General features: G+C 62.5%; 12 protein-coding genes. 1 reads left to right on the top strand and 11 read right to left on the bottom strand.

The genetic code is table 11. The annotated features are described in order from the left end of the window. Window positions 1-836: 836 nt before the first annotated feature. The 8 genes from pntB to RI444_RS08865 all read right to left on the bottom strand — a co-directional run bounded on the left by pntB (window position 837) and on the right by RI444_RS08865 (window position 11615). A complete protein-coding gene (gene pntB / locus RI444_RS08900) occupies window positions 837-2312 on the bottom strand; it encodes a Re/Si-specific NAD(P)(+) transhydrogenase subunit beta (RefSeq protein WP_242703067.1) in 1476 nt (491 codons plus the stop codon). Beyond that, the gene (locus tag RI444_RS08895) at window positions 2309-3862 is read right to left on the bottom strand and encodes a Re/Si-specific NAD(P)(+) transhydrogenase subunit alpha (RefSeq protein ID WP_207604627.1); all 1554 of its coding nucleotides are present in this window, start codon (window positions 3860-3862) and stop codon (window positions 2309-2311) included. Before RI444_RS08895 ends, pntB begins: the two co-directional genes overlap by 4 nt. Window positions 3863-4229: 367 nt before the next feature. After that, window positions 4230-5750 carry a flavin-containing monooxygenase gene (locus RI444_RS08890; protein ID WP_207604626.1) on the bottom strand — a complete coding sequence of 507 codons (1521 nt, stop codon included), beginning with the start codon at window positions 5748-5750 and terminating at the stop codon, window positions 4230-4232. 14 nt (window positions 5751-5764) lie between these two features. Continuing rightward, window positions 5765-6640, bottom strand: a complete 876-nt coding sequence (locus RI444_RS08885) for an alpha/beta fold hydrolase (protein ID WP_207604625.1) — start codon at window positions 6638-6640, stop codon at window positions 5765-5767. An 88-nt stretch (window positions 6641-6728) separates the two neighbouring features. Then, window positions 6729-7865, bottom strand: a complete 1137-nt coding sequence (locus tag RI444_RS08880; RefSeq protein WP_242703066.1) for an alcohol dehydrogenase catalytic domain-containing protein — start codon at window positions 7863-7865, stop codon at window positions 6729-6731. A gap of 68 nt (window positions 7866-7933) precedes the next feature. Next, the gene (locus tag RI444_RS08875) at window positions 7934-8740 is read right to left on the bottom strand and encodes an SDR family NAD(P)-dependent oxidoreductase (protein ID WP_207604623.1); all 807 of its coding nucleotides are present in this window, start codon (window positions 8738-8740) and stop codon (window positions 7934-7936) included. A gap of 241 nt (window positions 8741-8981) precedes the next feature. Next, a complete protein-coding gene (locus tag RI444_RS08870) occupies window positions 8982-9836 on the bottom strand; it encodes an alpha/beta fold hydrolase (protein WP_207604622.1) in 855 nt (284 codons plus the stop codon). A 129-nt stretch (window positions 9837-9965) separates the two neighbouring features. Next, complete coding sequence (locus RI444_RS08865; protein ID WP_207604621.1) at window positions 9966-11615, bottom strand: flavin-containing monooxygenase; 1650 nt, start codon at window positions 11613-11615, stop codon at window positions 9966-9968. Between the two features lie 238 nt (window positions 11616-11853). Between RI444_RS08865 and RI444_RS08860 the strand changes: the two genes are divergently transcribed. Beyond that, entirely contained in the window at window positions 11854-13602 is a 1749-nt protein-coding gene (locus RI444_RS08860; protein ID WP_207604620.1) for a sigma-54-dependent Fis family transcriptional regulator, read from the top strand. 194 nt (window positions 13603-13796) lie between these two features. Here the strand turns inward: RI444_RS08860 and RI444_RS08855 are convergent, their stop codons facing one another. The 3 genes from RI444_RS08855 to RI444_RS08845 all read right to left on the bottom strand — a co-directional run bounded on the left by RI444_RS08855 (window position 13797) and on the right by RI444_RS08845 (window position 15786). After that, window positions 13797-14645 carry a riboflavin kinase gene (locus RI444_RS08855; RefSeq protein WP_207604619.1) on the bottom strand — a complete coding sequence of 283 codons (849 nt, stop codon included), beginning with the start codon at window positions 14643-14645 and terminating at the stop codon, window positions 13797-13799. Then, window positions 14627-15184, bottom strand: a complete 558-nt coding sequence (locus RI444_RS08850; protein ID WP_207604618.1) for an NUDIX domain-containing protein — start codon at window positions 15182-15184, stop codon at window positions 14627-14629. Before RI444_RS08850 ends, RI444_RS08855 begins: the two co-directional genes overlap by 19 nt. Window positions 15185-15267: 83 nt before the next feature. Next, a complete protein-coding gene (locus RI444_RS08845; RefSeq protein ID WP_207604617.1) occupies window positions 15268-15786 on the bottom strand; it encodes a flavin reductase family protein in 519 nt (172 codons plus the stop codon). Between the last annotated feature and the right edge of the window lie 201 nt (window positions 15787-15987).

The raw sequence follows: 15987 nt of genomic DNA, 5'->3' as shown, positions 1-15987 counted from the left end.
GAGGACTGCTTCACGCGAGTAACCGGAGGCGACCGCATAATCGGCCATGACGCGGACGCCAAGAGCGGTCCGCGGATGATCCCAGTGCACCCGGGAAGCGCCGATCATTCCAAGGGCACTTTCAGTTCCCAAGTCGAACCCCGAAGTTGTTGCCCTGGGCGCGCGTAACACTTCAACCGTTGTGTTCATCATTGGACCTCTCTGCGTCGTCTTCGTCGCAAACGCGGCCACGGTCCAGGCCCTGGTAGATACCGGAGCGGCACCGCAGCTACAGGGCGTCATTTTCCACCACTGGGAGCCAAGGACACTCCCTGACAGTCCCGACACTGTTACCTCGGGTCGCCAGTCCGAAAAGTCTATGTGTTCGAGAAAAAGTGCTAATGGCGCGCTGTCTTAAGGGACGGGCTGGAAGTTGTCCTTCGAAGAAAGTTTCTGACACCTAGGAAGGAGCGGTCGTTGCATTCCGCCATCAGCACGCTGGTGTTTCCAGCCACAAGTGGGGCCTTGCCCGTAGAAGTCGTTTAGCTAAGTCCCCAGCCTACCCCCACCAACGCATACGACTGGATGCCCCCAAGCGCTGTGCCCGCCAGCCGCCGTACCATGGTGCATCAGTTCTTGAGACCTGTACCAACAGCTCGTGCCTGTAGTGGAGCAAGAACTCATGGCGGTAGTGGAGGCCAACCCAGGGGGATGCGCAAAGTTCGTCGACGTTGATGGCTTGTACGGGTGCCGGTGCTTCCTCTGCGCAGACAGTCGGATCCGGCACGGCCGAGAGCCATGGCTCTTGGCTGGATCCCATAGGGGAAACTCGGCGTTGGGGCATCTCTCTTCTCTCCTTAGAATGCACGAAGGATGTCCTCGACGCATTGTTTGGCGTCGCCGAAAAGCATCTGGGAGTTGTCTCGGAAGAACAGGGGGTTTTGGACACCGGCATAGCCGGCAGCCATGGACCGTTTGAACACAACGACGTTCTCGGCTTCCCAAACCCGAAGAACAGGCATCCCGGCAATAGGGCTGCCTGGATCTTCTGCTGCGGCGGGGTTGACCGTGTCGTTTGCACCAATAACAAGGACTACGGAGGTGTCGCTGAGATCGTCGTTGATTTCGTCCATTTCCAGGACGATGTCGTAAGGAACCTTGGCTTCGGCGAGGAGCACGTTCATGTGCCCGGGCAGGCGCCCGGCGACGGGGTGGATCCCGAACTTGACGTTGACGCCGCGTTCGCGGAGCTGGTGGGCGAGCTCGGCGACGGGGTACTGGGCCTGTGCGACGGCCATGCCGTAGCCGGGGGTGATGACGACGCTGGAGGCGTTGGTCAGCATTTCCGCTGTGGCATGGGCAGTAATTTCGCGGTGTTCACCGTATTCCGCATCCGCCGCGGTCGGTGCGGCCATGCCGAAGCCGCCAGCGATGACGGAGATGAAGGACCGGTTCATGGCCTTGCACATGATGTAGGACAGGTAGGCGCCGGAGGAGCCGACCAGGGCACCGGTGATGATGAGCAGGTCGTTGTTCAGCAGGAAGCCGGCGGCTGCTGCGGCCCAGCCGGAGTAGCTGTTGAGCATGGAGACGACGACGGGCATGTCGCCGCCGCCGATGGAGGCTACTAGGTGCCAGCCCAGGCCGAGGGCGAGCATAGTGACGACGATGAGTAGCCAGAGCTGGGAGTCGTTGACGTACCAGACGGTCAGGGCGACGAACGCCGCGAGGGCGCCGAGGTTGATGGCGTTCTTGCCCGGCAGCATGAGCGGTGAGGATTTCATCCGTGCGGAGAGTTTCAGGAACGCCACGATCGAGCCGGTGAAGGTGACCGCGCCGATGAACACGCCGATGAAGACCTCGGCGTGGTGGATGGCCATCAGGTCCGAAGACAATGCGGGGGCTTCGAGGTGGCCGTTCCAGCCCACGAGCACGGCGGCGAGGCCAACGAAGCTGTGCAGCAGGGCGATCAGTTCGGGCATGCCTGTCATTTCGACCACCCGGGCGCGCCAGAGTCCGATGGCACCGCCGACCACCACCGCCGCCACGAGCAGGCCCAGGCCGGTCAGGCCGGTGCCGGAATCCAGGGCCCCCTGAAGAGTCAGCCAGATGGTGGCCGCAAGGGCGATGATCATGCCGGTGATGCCGTAGACGACCCCCGCCCGGGCTTTCTCGTGTTTGCTCAGCCCGGCGAGGCTGAGGATGAACAGCAGGGCCGCGACGATGTAGGCCGCCCCCGCGATGGAGTCAGCGGTCAACGGACCCGTGACGGTGTCGGACACGGTAAAGCTCCTCGTAAGTGTGACGGCTGGTTCGGTGAGAGCGGCGCTCATGACCGTGCCTTTCCGGCGGAGAACATCGCGAGCATGCGCCGGGTGACAGCGAACCCGCCGAAAATATTGATGCTGGCCAGCAGCACCGCCACGGCGGCGAGGACCTGCATCACGATGTTCTCCGAGGTGACCTGCAGCAGGGCCCCGACGACGATGATTCCGGAGATCGCGTTCGTCACGGACATCAGCGGCGTGTGCAGGGCGTGGTGGACTTTCCCGATCACATAGAACCCGACCACGATCGAGAGCATAAGGACCGTGAAGTGTTGCGGCAACGGCGCCGGGGCAAGCGCGTTGACCAGGAACAGTGCGGCGGTGCCCGCGGCAAAAAGCCCGGCCTTACCGCCCGCGCTGAGGCCCTGCCTCTTCTTCGGCGCAGCGCTTTGGGCGGTCGGTGCTTGCGTCGTGATTGCGGGTGCGGCAGAGACCCGGACTGGCGGTGGCGGCCACGTCTTCTCACCCTCGCGCACCACCGTCACGGAACGCTGCACCACGTCGTCGAAATCTATCCGCAGGACCCCGTCCTTGTCCGGGGTCAGGAGCTTGAGCAGGTTCACCATGTTCGTCCCGTACAGCTGGGACGCCTGGGCCGGTAGCCGGGCCGGCAGATCCGTGTAACCGAGGATCACGACCCCGTTATCGGTCACGATGCGTTCGCCGGCGACCGAACCTTCGACGTTCCCGCCCTGGCCCGCTGCCATGTCAACGATCACGCTGCCAGCCTTCATGCCTGCCACGTCTTCAGCCGTGAGCAGCTTCGGCGCCGGACGCCCGGGGATCAGGGCCGTGGTAATGATGATGTCCACATCCGCTGCCTGCTCGGAGTAAATTTCCGCAGCCCTGGCGTTGTATGCCTCGGACGTCGCCTTTGCGTACCCGTCTGAGGAGTTCATCTCCTCCCCCACCTCGACCTTGAGGTAGGTTCCGCCAATGGATTTCACCTGGTCGGCGACCTCAGGCCGCGGATCCGTCGCCCGGACAATCGCGCCCAGGCTGCTCGCAGCGCCGATCGCCGCCAGCCCGGCGACACCTGCGCCCGCGACCAGGACCTTGGCGGGCGGTACCTTGCCCGCCGCGGTTACCTGGCCGGTGAAGAACCGGCCAAACTCATGAGCTGCCTCGATCACGGCCCTGTACCCGGCGATGTTTGCCATCGAGCTCAGCACATCCATCGACTGCGCCCGCGAAATCCGTGGCACCGCATCCAAAGCCAGTGCCGTGATCGGGTGCGAAGCCAGCGCCTCCACCAGTTCCGGCCGGAGCCCCGGGGCCAGCATTCCGATTATCGTAGCCCCGTCCACCAGGCGGCTAATCTCATCCTCTGTCGGCGGATTGATCAATAGCACCACCTCGCTGCCCCACGCCGCATCGGCTCCCCCAATCAGGGCACCAGCTTCTGCGTACGCCTCGTCACGGAAGGACGCGGACTCCCCCGCACCCTTCTCGACCACAACCTCGTAGCCCAGCTGCAATAGCTGGCTGACGGTGACGGGCGTAGCTGCCACCCGCGTCTCTTGGCCAAACTCGGCCACGATCCCGATACGTGTCACGTTTCCACTCTCTTCTCTTCTTCAATCGCGGAAGGATTCCGACATCCGGCCACTGGGCATCTGCTTTATTCCTCAACAGCGCGAGTCCCGTCAGTACGCTGACCGCTTCCCGTTCGTCTTGCGCAAGGGGCGGGCTCGCCAGGAGGGTGGTACTCGGCCTGAAAGGATGCGGCCAGTGTGCCCAGGCACATTCCTGGACACCAGCCGCTTTCTCATGACCGGGGCATAGCTCAATACGGGGATCACTGCCTAGTGGCCTCGGACGGGATTCAGCCCAAAAGCTCCAGTCCAAGCGGCCCTCAGTTCGTATGCGCCCAGCAGCCCGATCCGTTCAGTGACTTCGGTGACGGTGACCTGTCCGTATTGGTCATCGTGTCTCTTCGACGGGGGTCGAGTCCGCTCCCGTACGCAGGGCCTGGTAGGCAGAAGGGCTGAATGGGGCGATTTCTTTCTGGAAAGTGTGGGAGTAGTCGGGCCAAAGGGTTGTTAGCCGGCCATTGCGGGGATCTATATACCAGGTGCTGCAGCCTCCGGTGAGCCAGACAGTGGTGGAAGCGCGGCGGTCCACACTCTCCCTGAATTCGTCCTCTGCTGCGGGGGTTACCTCAAGTGCAGGGATTTGGTTAACGGACATGTAGTCGAGTGCACCCAGAACGTGTTCCACCTGGGCCTCGAACATATAGACCTGGGAGTTATGACCAATGCCGGTGTTCGGACCGCCGAGGACGAAGAGGTTGGGAAAGCCGCTTACCGAAATGGTCTTGTACGCCTCCGCTCCGTGGGACCAGCGCTCGGACAAGGAGCGGCCGGAGCGGCCGGAGCGGCCGTGGATGCGCTTTGCGATGGGCGGGTCGGTGGCTTCGAAGCCGGTCGCCAAGACGAGCGCGTCCAGTTCGTGACGGCTGCCATCCTGCATGACGATAGTGTTCCCGTCGATCCGCTCAATGCCAGCGGTGACTAGGTGAACGTTGTCGCGCTGTAGGGCGGGGTAGTAGTCGTTGGACTTGAGGATTCGCTTGCAGCCGATCTCGTATTTCGGGGTTAGTTTGGCACGCAGTTCGTTGTCGGGAATCTGGGCCTGGAGATGTCCGAGGGCAAGTTCTGTTGCCTTGGCCAGCAGGGAGGGAATGGCTGCGCGCTGGGCGAAGCGTTCTTCGTTCTCCCAAAACATCTGGGTGCGCAGCTGCTGCATTACTGCGGGGTCCTTGCGGAACATTCCCTTTTCGGAATCGCTGTATGCCTTGTCGGCTCGCGGGACGATCCAGTGCGGTGTGCGTTGAAAGACTGTCAGATGGGCTACTTCCTTGGCCACCTCTGGGATGATCTGGATGCCTGATGCCCCAGTGCCAATCACCCCGACGCGCTTTCCCGCCAGCGCGGTCCGGTGATCCCAGCGGGCCGAATGGAACAGGTCACCGGTAAACGCTTCAAGACCCTCGATGTCGGGCAGCTTCGGTTCAGATAACAGTCCGGAAGCACTTACGAGGATACGTCCGACATATGTCCCGGCACCTGTGGTGACGGTCCACTGTTGTTCGTCCTCATCCCAGCTGGCATCCAGGACCTCGGCGTTGAAACGGATGTGCGGCATCAGGTGCTCTTCACGGGCGGTGGTACGCAGGTACTCCCAAATCTCCGGCTGGGCAGAGAACGCACTTGACCAGTCCGGGTTAAGGCGAAAGGACAGAGAATACATGTGTGAGGGCTGGTCACAGGCAGCCCCGGGATACTGATTGTCACGCCACGTACCGCCCACATCGTCAGCGCGCTCAAGGATGGCGAATGACTCCCGACCGCGGCGCTTGAGTTGGGCACCCATGGCCAGACCGGAGAAGCCGGTCCCGATAATGATGATGTCGGTGCGCTCGACAGGGTTCGAGGTGCTCATACGAAAGGTCCTTTTTACTTCTGGAGTCGGTTCAGCTGCTGCAGGACGTCGTCGCCGACCACGGTGCCTGCGGGATGGTCCTGTGGTTCTCGGATGAAATGATCGATCAAGTGGAAAATCTCGGCCGGTCGCTCGGTCACCGATGCGTGACCACTGCCGATCTCGGCGAAGCGGGCATCCGTGATGGCGCCGAAGAGTTCCCGGCTATGGCCGACGGGGATGAGCTGGTCGAAGGTGCTGCCTATGACCAGCGTGCGGGCCTGGATCCCGGACAGTGAGGAGGAGATGTCCAGGGCATTGTTCAGTTCCATCATGCGGTTGCTGCCCGGACCCACCTGATAGGCGGTACGCAGCTGTTCAATCTCGCTCCAGGACCGGGCATTGAGCCAGGCGCGGCTGTAGACATTGAGCATCATGAACTCCGCCAGCGCCCCGGAGGGTCCCTGTTCGTAGAGCCTTCGCCACAGCGACAGTCGCAACCGCAGGGCGTGATCGGTCACCGCCCAACCGTTGAGCAGTACGAGCGCCTCCACGAGCTCGGGGTGTTTGGCTGCCAGGACAGCCACTGTAGCCGCTCCCAAGGAGTATCCGACCAGGACGACGGGCTGCCCAGGAACCACCGCATCGAGCACGGCCCGCACTTGGGCCGCCAAATGGTCAACTATCAGCGGTTCCTCCCCCGAAGCCTGGGCCGATAGGTCCACTCCGATCACCCTGCGACGGGAGGCCAGCATCGGGTAGAGGGTGAAAAAATGCGTGTCCGTCCGGCCACCGGTTCCGTGCACCATCACGATAACCGGCCCGGAGCCCCGTTGGCCGCCGTCGTAATAACCGACAGTTGCCCCCGCGGCATCGACCGTACCGGAGACTACCCCTGGATAAATACTCATAAAGCTTCCTTCTCTGCACAGGGCTTGCGTCTGGGACGGTCAACTTTTCTTGACCGCAGCATCAGAGCCCTCGTATCGATCGTGGTGACTATTTGGCTTCGCCGGGATCACCAAAAATGATCACTTGGCGTACGGCTCGGCCAGCGTCGAGATGGTCGAAGGCCTCATTGATCTCGTCCAGACGGATCCGGGAAGAGATAAGTGTTTCGATGGCGAGCTTTCCCTCGCGCCAGAGCTGGGCAAAGACGGGAATGTCACGTTCCGGGACGGCGGACCCGAGGTAGCACCCGGTGATCGTCTTTGCTTCCGCTGTGATGGCCAGGGGGCTGATCGTCGCGCGGGCGTCCGGAGCCGGCAGCCCGACCGTCACCATGGTTCCTCCCGGAGCGGTGAGTCCGATGGCCGCTTCGAAGGCCCGAGGATGGCCGGCGGCCTCAATAACATTGTCCGCGCGTATCCCTCGTTCGGAAGCTTGGGCTGGTGTGTAAGCTGCGTCGGCGCCTGCTGCGCGAGCCTGGTCAAGCTTCTCCTCCAGGTTGTCGATGCCGATAACGTCCTTCGCGCCAAGGGAGCGTGCTGTGATCAGGGCCGCCATCCCCACCCCGCCAAGGCCCACGACGGCGACGCTGTCGCCCGGTCCCGGCCGGGCAGCGTTCAGTACTGCTCCGCCGCCGGTGAGCACCGCACATCCGAGGACGGCTGCAACTTCGGGGGGGATGTCGTCGTCGACCCGGACCACTGAGCGACGATCCACAATGGCGTGCGTGGCAAAGGCAGAGACTCCCAAATGGTGCTTCACAGGGGTACCGGCCCGTTCCAGACGGATCGCACCGTTGAAGAGCGTGCCCGCAGTGTTCGCTTCCGTACCCGGAGAGCACGGCTGCTTGCCACCTGTTTTGCAGCCAGAACACTGCCCGCAGCGAGGCAGGAATACCATCACGACCCGGTCGCCGACCTCCAAGTCGGTAACTTCCGATCCACGGTCCAGGACTCGGCCGGCCGCCTCATGGCCCAGCAGCATCGGGAGGGGACGTTCCCGACTGCCGTTGACCACAGAAAGGTCCGAGTGGCACACACCGGCCGCTTCGATCTGCACCAGGACCTCATCGGGTCCCGGTGCGGACAGTTGGAGTTCACAAATGCTCACTGGGAGGGACGAAGCGTAAGGCCGGGCCCTGCCTGTGTGTTCCAGCACGGCTCCGCGGATGGTAAGGGGATACCTCACCCCCGTATCTCCCCCTTTTGACGCGGGGGTGGCAGCTGTCGTCTTCGTGCCGGTTGCTGATCCATTCGTCATAGGGATTTACCTCCGTCCACTGGTATGAGGGCGCCGTGGATGTAGCTCGATGCATCGCTGGCGAGGAATAGAGCCAAGTTGGCGACGTCGACAGTCTCTCCCCAGCGCTTTAGCGGAACACTGTCGGCAAAGCTCTCCATGAAGGCCGTGTCGTCATAGAGATTCCGCGTCAGCGCGGTCTTGGTGAACGTAGGACAAATCCCGTTAATCCGTACTCCTTCCGGGCCGTATTCCAGGGCGGCACAACGTGTCAGGTTGGCCTGCGCCGCCTTGGAAATGTTGTAGACCGATTGCTTCAAGTTGCCATGAAGCCCCGCAGTTGAGACCAGGTTAACGATCGTTCCGGAACTTTCGGCACGGACGCGTTGTTGTTTCCTGAACTGCCGGATGGCCGCCTGGGTCCCCAGGAAAGTGCCTTTGACGTTGACATCGAAACAGAGCTGGAGGTCTTCTTCTGTAAATTCGTCCAGCAGCTTTCCGCTGCGGTACACCCCGGCATTGTTGAACATCACGTCCAGGCGGCCGAAGCGCTCCACAGCGGTTTGAACCACGGCGTCGACGTCCCCAGCCTTGGTGACATCGCACTTGACGAAGAAAGCGTCACCCCCGTTCGATTCGATCAGTTCAGCCGTCGAGGATTCCTCGTCGGCTCCGAAGCCTCCCGACAGAGGCTTCTCGATGATGTCGGCCACGACGACTTTCGCACCTTCAGTTGCGAACACGTTGGCGCTGGCGCGCCCGACTCCCGAGCTTGCCCCGGTAATGACGACTACTTTGTCTCGGAGCTGTCCTCGACTGGACATGAGTTCTGCACCTTTCACGGTCTGGGGATTCCCTCACGGCACCCTGATGTACGAGTCCGGACTTTGACCCCTGGATGTCCTTATCGGGGAGGCTGGCGTTCCCGAACCCTGCTGACCTGCTCCGTGTCCAGCCGTGGCTACATGGAACAGTCGCCGGGGGAAAATCATGACGGCGGCCAGTCTCAGGTGAAACAGGTGGCCGCCGGCATCGTCGATGCGGCGGCTCCTGATTTCCGGGGGGCTACACGAGGTTGAGGTTCTCGGCGACATCATGCCGAGCGCCACGACCCTCGCCGATCTCCCGAAGGAAGGAGAGCAGCTCGGCATTGTACGCGCTCGGGTTCTCCATGTTCGGAGCGTGCCCACATCCTTCCATCTTCACCAGCCGGGCACTTGGAAACAGATCCACCGCCGCCAAGACGCCGTCGTACGGCACAAAAGCGTCCTCGTCCCCCGCGACGACGAGCACCGGCCTGTTGAACTCGCGAGCGAGCTGTCGCTGGTCGATATCGAGCAGCTCACGCAGGCTCTGCTCAGCTACAGGCCCGTTCAGTGCGAACTGACTCCATGCCCATGCGGACAGCTCAGGCGACACCGGCTTGGCGAAGCATGCGTCTGCAATACCCTTCATCGCTGCCGGACGGTCCTGAGCCATCAGGGCCAAGGTGTCCTCGCTTCCCTGACGGTCGTTGCCGTACGGCCAGCCTTCGGTGGGCGTGAAACGAGGGGTGGCGGCACCTGTCAGAACGAGCCCACCGAGATTGTCGCCCAGCCGCGACCCAGCCTCCACTGCAACTGCACCACCCAAGGACCAGCCGTTAATGACCGGCTTGTCCAATCCGCAGTGCTCGACAAGGGCGACGACGTCGGATGCGATCGCCCCAATGGATGCGTCCGAGAAGTCCTTGTCAGACTGTCCGCAGCCGCGCTGGTCCAGCCTGACCACTTCGTGCCCCGCGCTGAGCAGCGCGCTGAGCGTTGAATTCCAGAGCTGGGCGGTGCCTCCCCAGCAGTGCACGAGCACCACGGGGGTCTTGTCCCCGCGGTAGTGCTCGTAGTAGACGCGCTTGCCCTCTTCGACGTCGAGAAATGCCATTGACTGCTCCGTTCAAGATGTGTGATTAAACAGGGTTGATGTTGGCGCCAGCTTCGCCTAGCCGTAGTGCCGCCAAGCAGTGCCGTTGATCCCGGGGCCTGACTGACCTTCGGGCCGGGAGGGCCAGTGTCAGGCGACGGGTGCGGCCTGTCGTGCACCGATGAGGTGGAAGCCAGCTTCCTCGGTGCGGTCGAGCATGTCGTTGTAGGCCGGCGAGCCGCCGAACCAGTAGAGGATGCGGTGCGCCTTACCGGGGATGTTCGCTCCCAGGTACCAGCTGTGCGCCTGCTCGCCCGCAGCGAGAACTGTCGAATCGAAGGCTTCCTTGGCTGTCCGGTACCAGGATTCGACTGTTTCGGTCGACACCTCCGCAGCCAGGCCCTGCTGCTCGCAGTAAGTGATGACCTTCCCGACCCACTCCGCCTGGTGTTCGATAACGGGGGGGTTGTTCGAGAAGGGGCCCTGCGGGCCGAGGATGGTGAAGAAGTTCGGGAACCCGTCGACCATTACCCCCATGAAACTTTCAGCGCCATCGGCCCAGCGCTCCTTCATCGACAGGCCTTGGCGACCACGGACGTCCATATGGGTAAGCGCGCCGCTCACGGCATCGAATCCGGTGGCGATGATCACGACGTCGAACTCGAGCTCACCATCGGCCGTCATCAGCCCGTTCTCGGTAAACCGCTCAATGGGGTTCGCGTTGACGTCGACCAGGCTCACATTGTCGCGGTTGAAAGTTTCGTAGTAGAAATGGCCGAGAGGAACACGCTTACCTCCCACCGGGTGATCGGTGGGGCACAGCAGCTCAGCAGTCGCGGGATCCTTAACGATCGCCCGGATCTTATTCCGCACGAACTCGGAAGCCGCAGCGTTGCACTCCTCGTCGGTCAGGAGATCATCAAACGTCTCGAAGACATAGCGGAAGCCGCCGGCCTCCCAGCCGGCCTCCAGCACCTGGTCCCTGGATGCGGGTTCGGTGTCCCCGAGAACACGGTTAACGGGATCGAATGCCATACCGAAAGGCTGCTCGCTGACCTTGGCCCAAACGTCGTCATAGTCGCGTTTGATGGCAGCGCGGTGGGTCTCGGTCAGGGCGTAGTTCCGGGCGGGCATGACGAAGTTCGGTGTTCGCTGGAAGACCGTCAGGCTTCCGGCCTCCTGGGCGACTAAGGGGATGATCTGGATCCCGGTAGCTCCGGTTCCGATGACCGCGACCCGCTTTCCTTCGAAGCTCACTGGTTCCTTCGGCCAGCTCGAGGAGTGGTACGCGATTCCCTTGAAGTTCTCGACTCCCTCGACCGGGAGGTGCTGGATCCCCAGCTGACCTGTCGCCGCCACGACGTAGCGCGAGGTGTACGTCGCGCCAGCATCGGTAGTCACCGTCCACACGTTCGAGTTCTCATCGAAGATCGCGGACGTCACGGTGACACCAAACTCGATGTCCTTGCGCATGTCGTGCCGGTCAGCGACGTGCTCGAGGTAGGCCTGGACCTCAGACTGGGTCGGGAAGCGCTCCTTCCAGTCCCACTCCTGCAGAAGGTCCTTGTCGAAGGAATAGCAGTACACCCAGCTCTCGCTGTCGGTACGTGCCCCCGGGTAGCGGTTCCAGTACCAGGTGCCGCCCACGTTCGATCCCTTCTCCAGGACCTTGGAGGAGATGCCGCGCGAGCGGAGCTCCCACAGGGAACGCAGGCCTCCAAACCCCGCACCGATGATGATGGCCTCGACGTCTACCGGAACCTGTTCATTCGTCCCGGGCGTCTCCTTCACTGATGCCATGTCACTGCTCCTCATGTCTGCTAGATGGCTGTGAGAACCATTCCTTGGGTGTCTGGTCCTAATGAGAATCTTGGCTTCTTCGGTGCTCGCGAAACTGTCCGATTACGAGGCAGGACAGGACACTCCCGGGCACGTGTAGCATTATGGGACAGTCGTGTCGCGGCTCACTGAGGTTGACTTAGACCACACCGCAACGGCGGTTGACTTTCATCACACTGCAAGCACAGCGAGGTGCCACGTGGTTCTTGACCATCGGGAGCGGGTCGTTCGCAACGCTCGCGAAGATTTTCTCTCCGATCTCCGGCCGGAGCCGGATATCCAGGTTCGACCGGAGATCATGACGTCGTGGCGTCGGTCGAAGTTGTCAGGCGTAGCTCCGGACGAGATCGACGTACCATTCTTCCCGCTCTCCGAAGGGGCCAATAGGCTACTCAGTGAGGCCGCCACGCCTGTCATGGACTGGCTCGCAGATCAGCTCCCGACTGGCACGGCCGTCATTCTGGCGGATCCTGAGGCCCGAATCCTCGATCGGCGGGCCTCCGGCAACATGTACTCGCGTTACCTCGACGAGGCGTTCTGTGTCCCGGGTTCCAGTTACAGCGAGGAACACATCGGGACCAACGGCATCGGCAGCGTCATCGAGACATCGAACCCCGTCATCATCACCGGAGCGGAACACTACCGGGAGAACCTTCAGAGCTTCACGTGCGCGGGCACACCCTTGCATCATCCGCTAAGGCGGAACCTGACAGGGGTGCTCAGTGTGTCCTGTAACTACCTGGACACCCATGGCCTGATGGTCCCGCTATTGCAATCGGCAGCGCGGGAGATCAAGGCGCGCATGTATGCCGAGTCGTCGTTGCGGGAGCGCATGCTCCTTGAGGAGTTCCTCGGAGCCTCACGCCGCACGTCCGCCGCAGTCGTCAGCCTCAACGAGGACTTCCTGATCAAGAACACTGCGGCAGCCACGCTGCTCGATCCCACAGATCATGCCCTGCTCTGGGAATGGGCCACAGCATCGATGGCCCAACGCACTGAGATCAGGTCGGAAGTCACCTTGCGCAGTGGAGCGGTGGTCCAGGCGTGGGGCAGGATGGTGGGCGAGCGGCCCGGCGGCGCCGCAGGAGTGGTCGTCGAACTTCGGAGTCCTGGCTCGGGATCACCACACCGCAAATCGGTCCAGCCGGTATCTGACCCAGACCTGCCTGGGCGCAGCGCAACGTGGCGCCGAACGCTCAGCGATGTCGACTCCGCAGCCCGCTCCGGGCGCGACGTCCTGCTCACCGGTGAAGCCGGGACAGGAAAGACCCGCGTTGCCACCCGCGTTGCAGGTGGCAACGCCGTCATCTTCGAGGCCGCACTCGCTGCAGTCGAGCAGGACTGGGCTATGCAGATCCGCAGCAAACTTGACGGCCCGGAACCCGTCATCATCCGGCAGCTCGAAGTTCTGCCTCCGAGCCACATTGCCCTTCTCGCAGCCCTTCTTGGAAGTCCTCACACCGCACGTGTTGTGGCGACCGCCACCACAACCGATCTCGGCAACCAGGCCGCGCGACTGCTTGACCACTTCGGGGTACGTGTCGAACTTCCTCCACTGCGACAGCGTCCCGAGGACATCCCCGATATCGCAACTGCACTGCTCCGCGAGGACGGCGGTCCATCAGCGCGCGTTCAGCCCGCCGCCCTGCGGGCACTCGGGAACCAACCCTGGCCTGGAAATATTCGCGAACTCAGAGCCGTGCTCGCATCGGCTCGACTACGTGCCCGGGGCGCAGACATCGGGGACACTCATCTTCCGGCAGAGTATCGACAGGCCGCTGGAAGCCCACTCCCGTCCCTCCAGCGCTCTGAGCGGGAGACAATCCTGGCAGCGCTGGACGACTGCCGCGGGAACAAACTCGCCGCCGCCGAGCTGCTGGGTATTGCGCGCTCCACCCTGTACCGCAAGATGCGAGCCTTTCGCATCGACGATCAGCGGTGGGCCTGAGCTGGGAGGGAGCCAGCAACTGTATTACCCGCGGAGTTTGGTGACGCGGCTGGCGGGTGAGTGCCCCTTGACTGCGGCCCTCGACTGTGAGTGCAGCGATGTAAAAGCCTTAAGAGAGGCGCGGCCGTTGAGGATCCTGGTCCTTTGCGTGCCGGACCGTGGTTGGACGCTCCCGAATCAATGGGTGGGGTTGCCTACACGATCTGTGCGGAGCCGGGTTTGAAGAATTGGTCCGCGGTCATTCTGTAGCGGAGGGCCCCGGGCAATTGCCGGGGCGTGACCCACACCTGGTGGCCTTGGGATGCATCAAAAAGTTGGCGTGGATCATTAGCGTCTGCAGCAATCCAGAGCACGGAGGAGTCCGGCATGGCGTCTTCGACTATGCCGGTTCTGTTGACCCGGCCGTAACGTCGGACTTCCACCAGCGCGTTGATGAGCTTGCCCCACTCGACCTGGTCAAGAGGCATTGCCCGGTGGGGCGTCTCGTGGCTATCGGACGCTGACGCGTCAGGGCACGCTGGTCCCGGGGCCGGTGCCCCGGAGTAACAGGCGCGGCTTGGGGCTTGTTGGATTCCCCTTGGAGCTGCGCTCTCCCCTGTTCGGTCCTCCATGGACTGGAGAGCCGCGGCGGCCCAGGAACGCACGCGGACCACGTCGCCACGGATTTGTGTTGCGAGTTCATCCGGTCCACGGAAACTTCGTTGGGCGCGGATGTGGGCGTATAAAGTTACCTCAATATTGCGCCCGTACAGGTCGCCGGTGTAGTCGAGAAGGTGGAGCAGTCGTGTTCCTTTGCGGCAGTACGTCGGGCGCCGTCCTATGGAGACAGCGGCAGCGTAAGTCTCGTCTTTCCCTTTCGACCTGAGGCAGACCTTGCTTGCCCAGACGCCATCCCGAATTTCCTCATCCGGCACGGTGATGCTGGCGGTCGGAAAACCGAGCCGGCGTCCCCGCGCATCCCCGTGTTCAACTGTCCCCTCGATGCGGAACCGGAAGGTGTCGCTGATTCCAGACCCCGTCCCGGCTATCGAAGTCCGTGCCATTTGCTCACCAGCCCGTCTGGCTGGTTTCCGGTTATCGAGCCGGCCCACGAGGCAGGTGCTGTCTCGGCGGCAGGGTGGTGGCCGGTTGCCTCGAGCACGCTGTCCAGCCAGCTGACCCGGTTGGCGAAACGTTTCGCTTTATGCGGGGCAGCCCACCGGTAGCTGTCGTGTTCCCAATTTAGACGCAGCCGGCGGCGGGAGGTTACGGCAGTAAAGGTGTGCACGAGCCAGGGGGTCCCCGACCCGTCAGCGATCACCACATCCGGGCCCCGGCGGAAGTCCAGGAGGTCTGTCGCCTGCAACCCCGTTTCCTCAAACAACTCTTCGAAGGCCTGCTGTTCAGGCGTTGCCATGGCTTCAACGAATCCCGTGATGCAGTGCCAACGTCCGTTGTCGTGGCCAAGGCTGCGGCTCCTTCTGAACAGCGCAACCTTGCCGCGCCATTCGATGACAGCAGCAATCACGGTGTGACCGGCGGGTACGTCGATTGGGGCCCCGGGTCGAGACCCGAGAGCGGGGGATGGCGCGATGATGCTCATGTCGTCCTTTCAACTCCCTCGAAGGGACCGCTCCTTCGCCCTCGTATGTCGCCGAGGGCGCGACCTGAGGGTTTGCGACTCGGTCAGGACGCTTCCTCGTCAGCCCGGAGGTAGCGGTATTTTCCTTTGAAGTACAGGAGGGGTTCGTGGATGTGCCAGTCCGCCGGGCTCAGCTCGTTGACCCTACCCAGAACGATGAGGTGGTCGCCGGCGTCGTGTTCGGCCCAGATGTCGCAGTCAAGCCACATCAGGGTGTCTTCGATGACGGGGTTGCCTGCCTGGGTGCCAGTCCAGGGTATGCCGGCCCACTTGTCGGTGCCTTTCCTGGCGAACTGGTTCGAAACGGTGTGCTGGTGGTGGGAGAGTACGTTCACGGCGAACTTCCCGGTCTGGCGTATGCGCGGATAGGTGGTGGAAGTTTTCATGACGCTGAAAGAGATCAGCGGCGGTTCAGTGGAGACACTGAAGAAGGACTGGCAGGTGAACCCGATCGGTCCCGATTCATCGATGCCGCTGATGATGGTGACTCCGGAGGCGTAATGTCCGAGAGTGTCACGGAACGCCCGGGGATCGATGGTCTGCTGCTGGAGTGCTGTGTTCATGACTGGTTCACCAAGCTTTCTGGTTGTGGGTGGATTGGTTATCGGACGGGGCAAAGACCCGCTGCTCGCGGACAGTCCCTTGGGCGTATGAGGCGAGGAAGCGCCGCGCTTCTGCGGTTCCGCGACAACGTGGTCGACGAAGTCCACGAGCTCTTCAGCAGGGAGGCCATGAGCTCTGTCCTAAATGCCTGGGCGTTGTTG

It is taken from the genome of Paenarthrobacter sp. AT5 (genome assembly GCF_032764245.1).
Lineage (GTDB): Bacteria > Actinomycetota > Actinomycetes > Actinomycetales > Micrococcaceae > Arthrobacter > Arthrobacter ureafaciens.
Note: the sequence above shows the minus strand (reverse complement) of the source record. Positions and strands in the feature narration are given on the sequence as shown.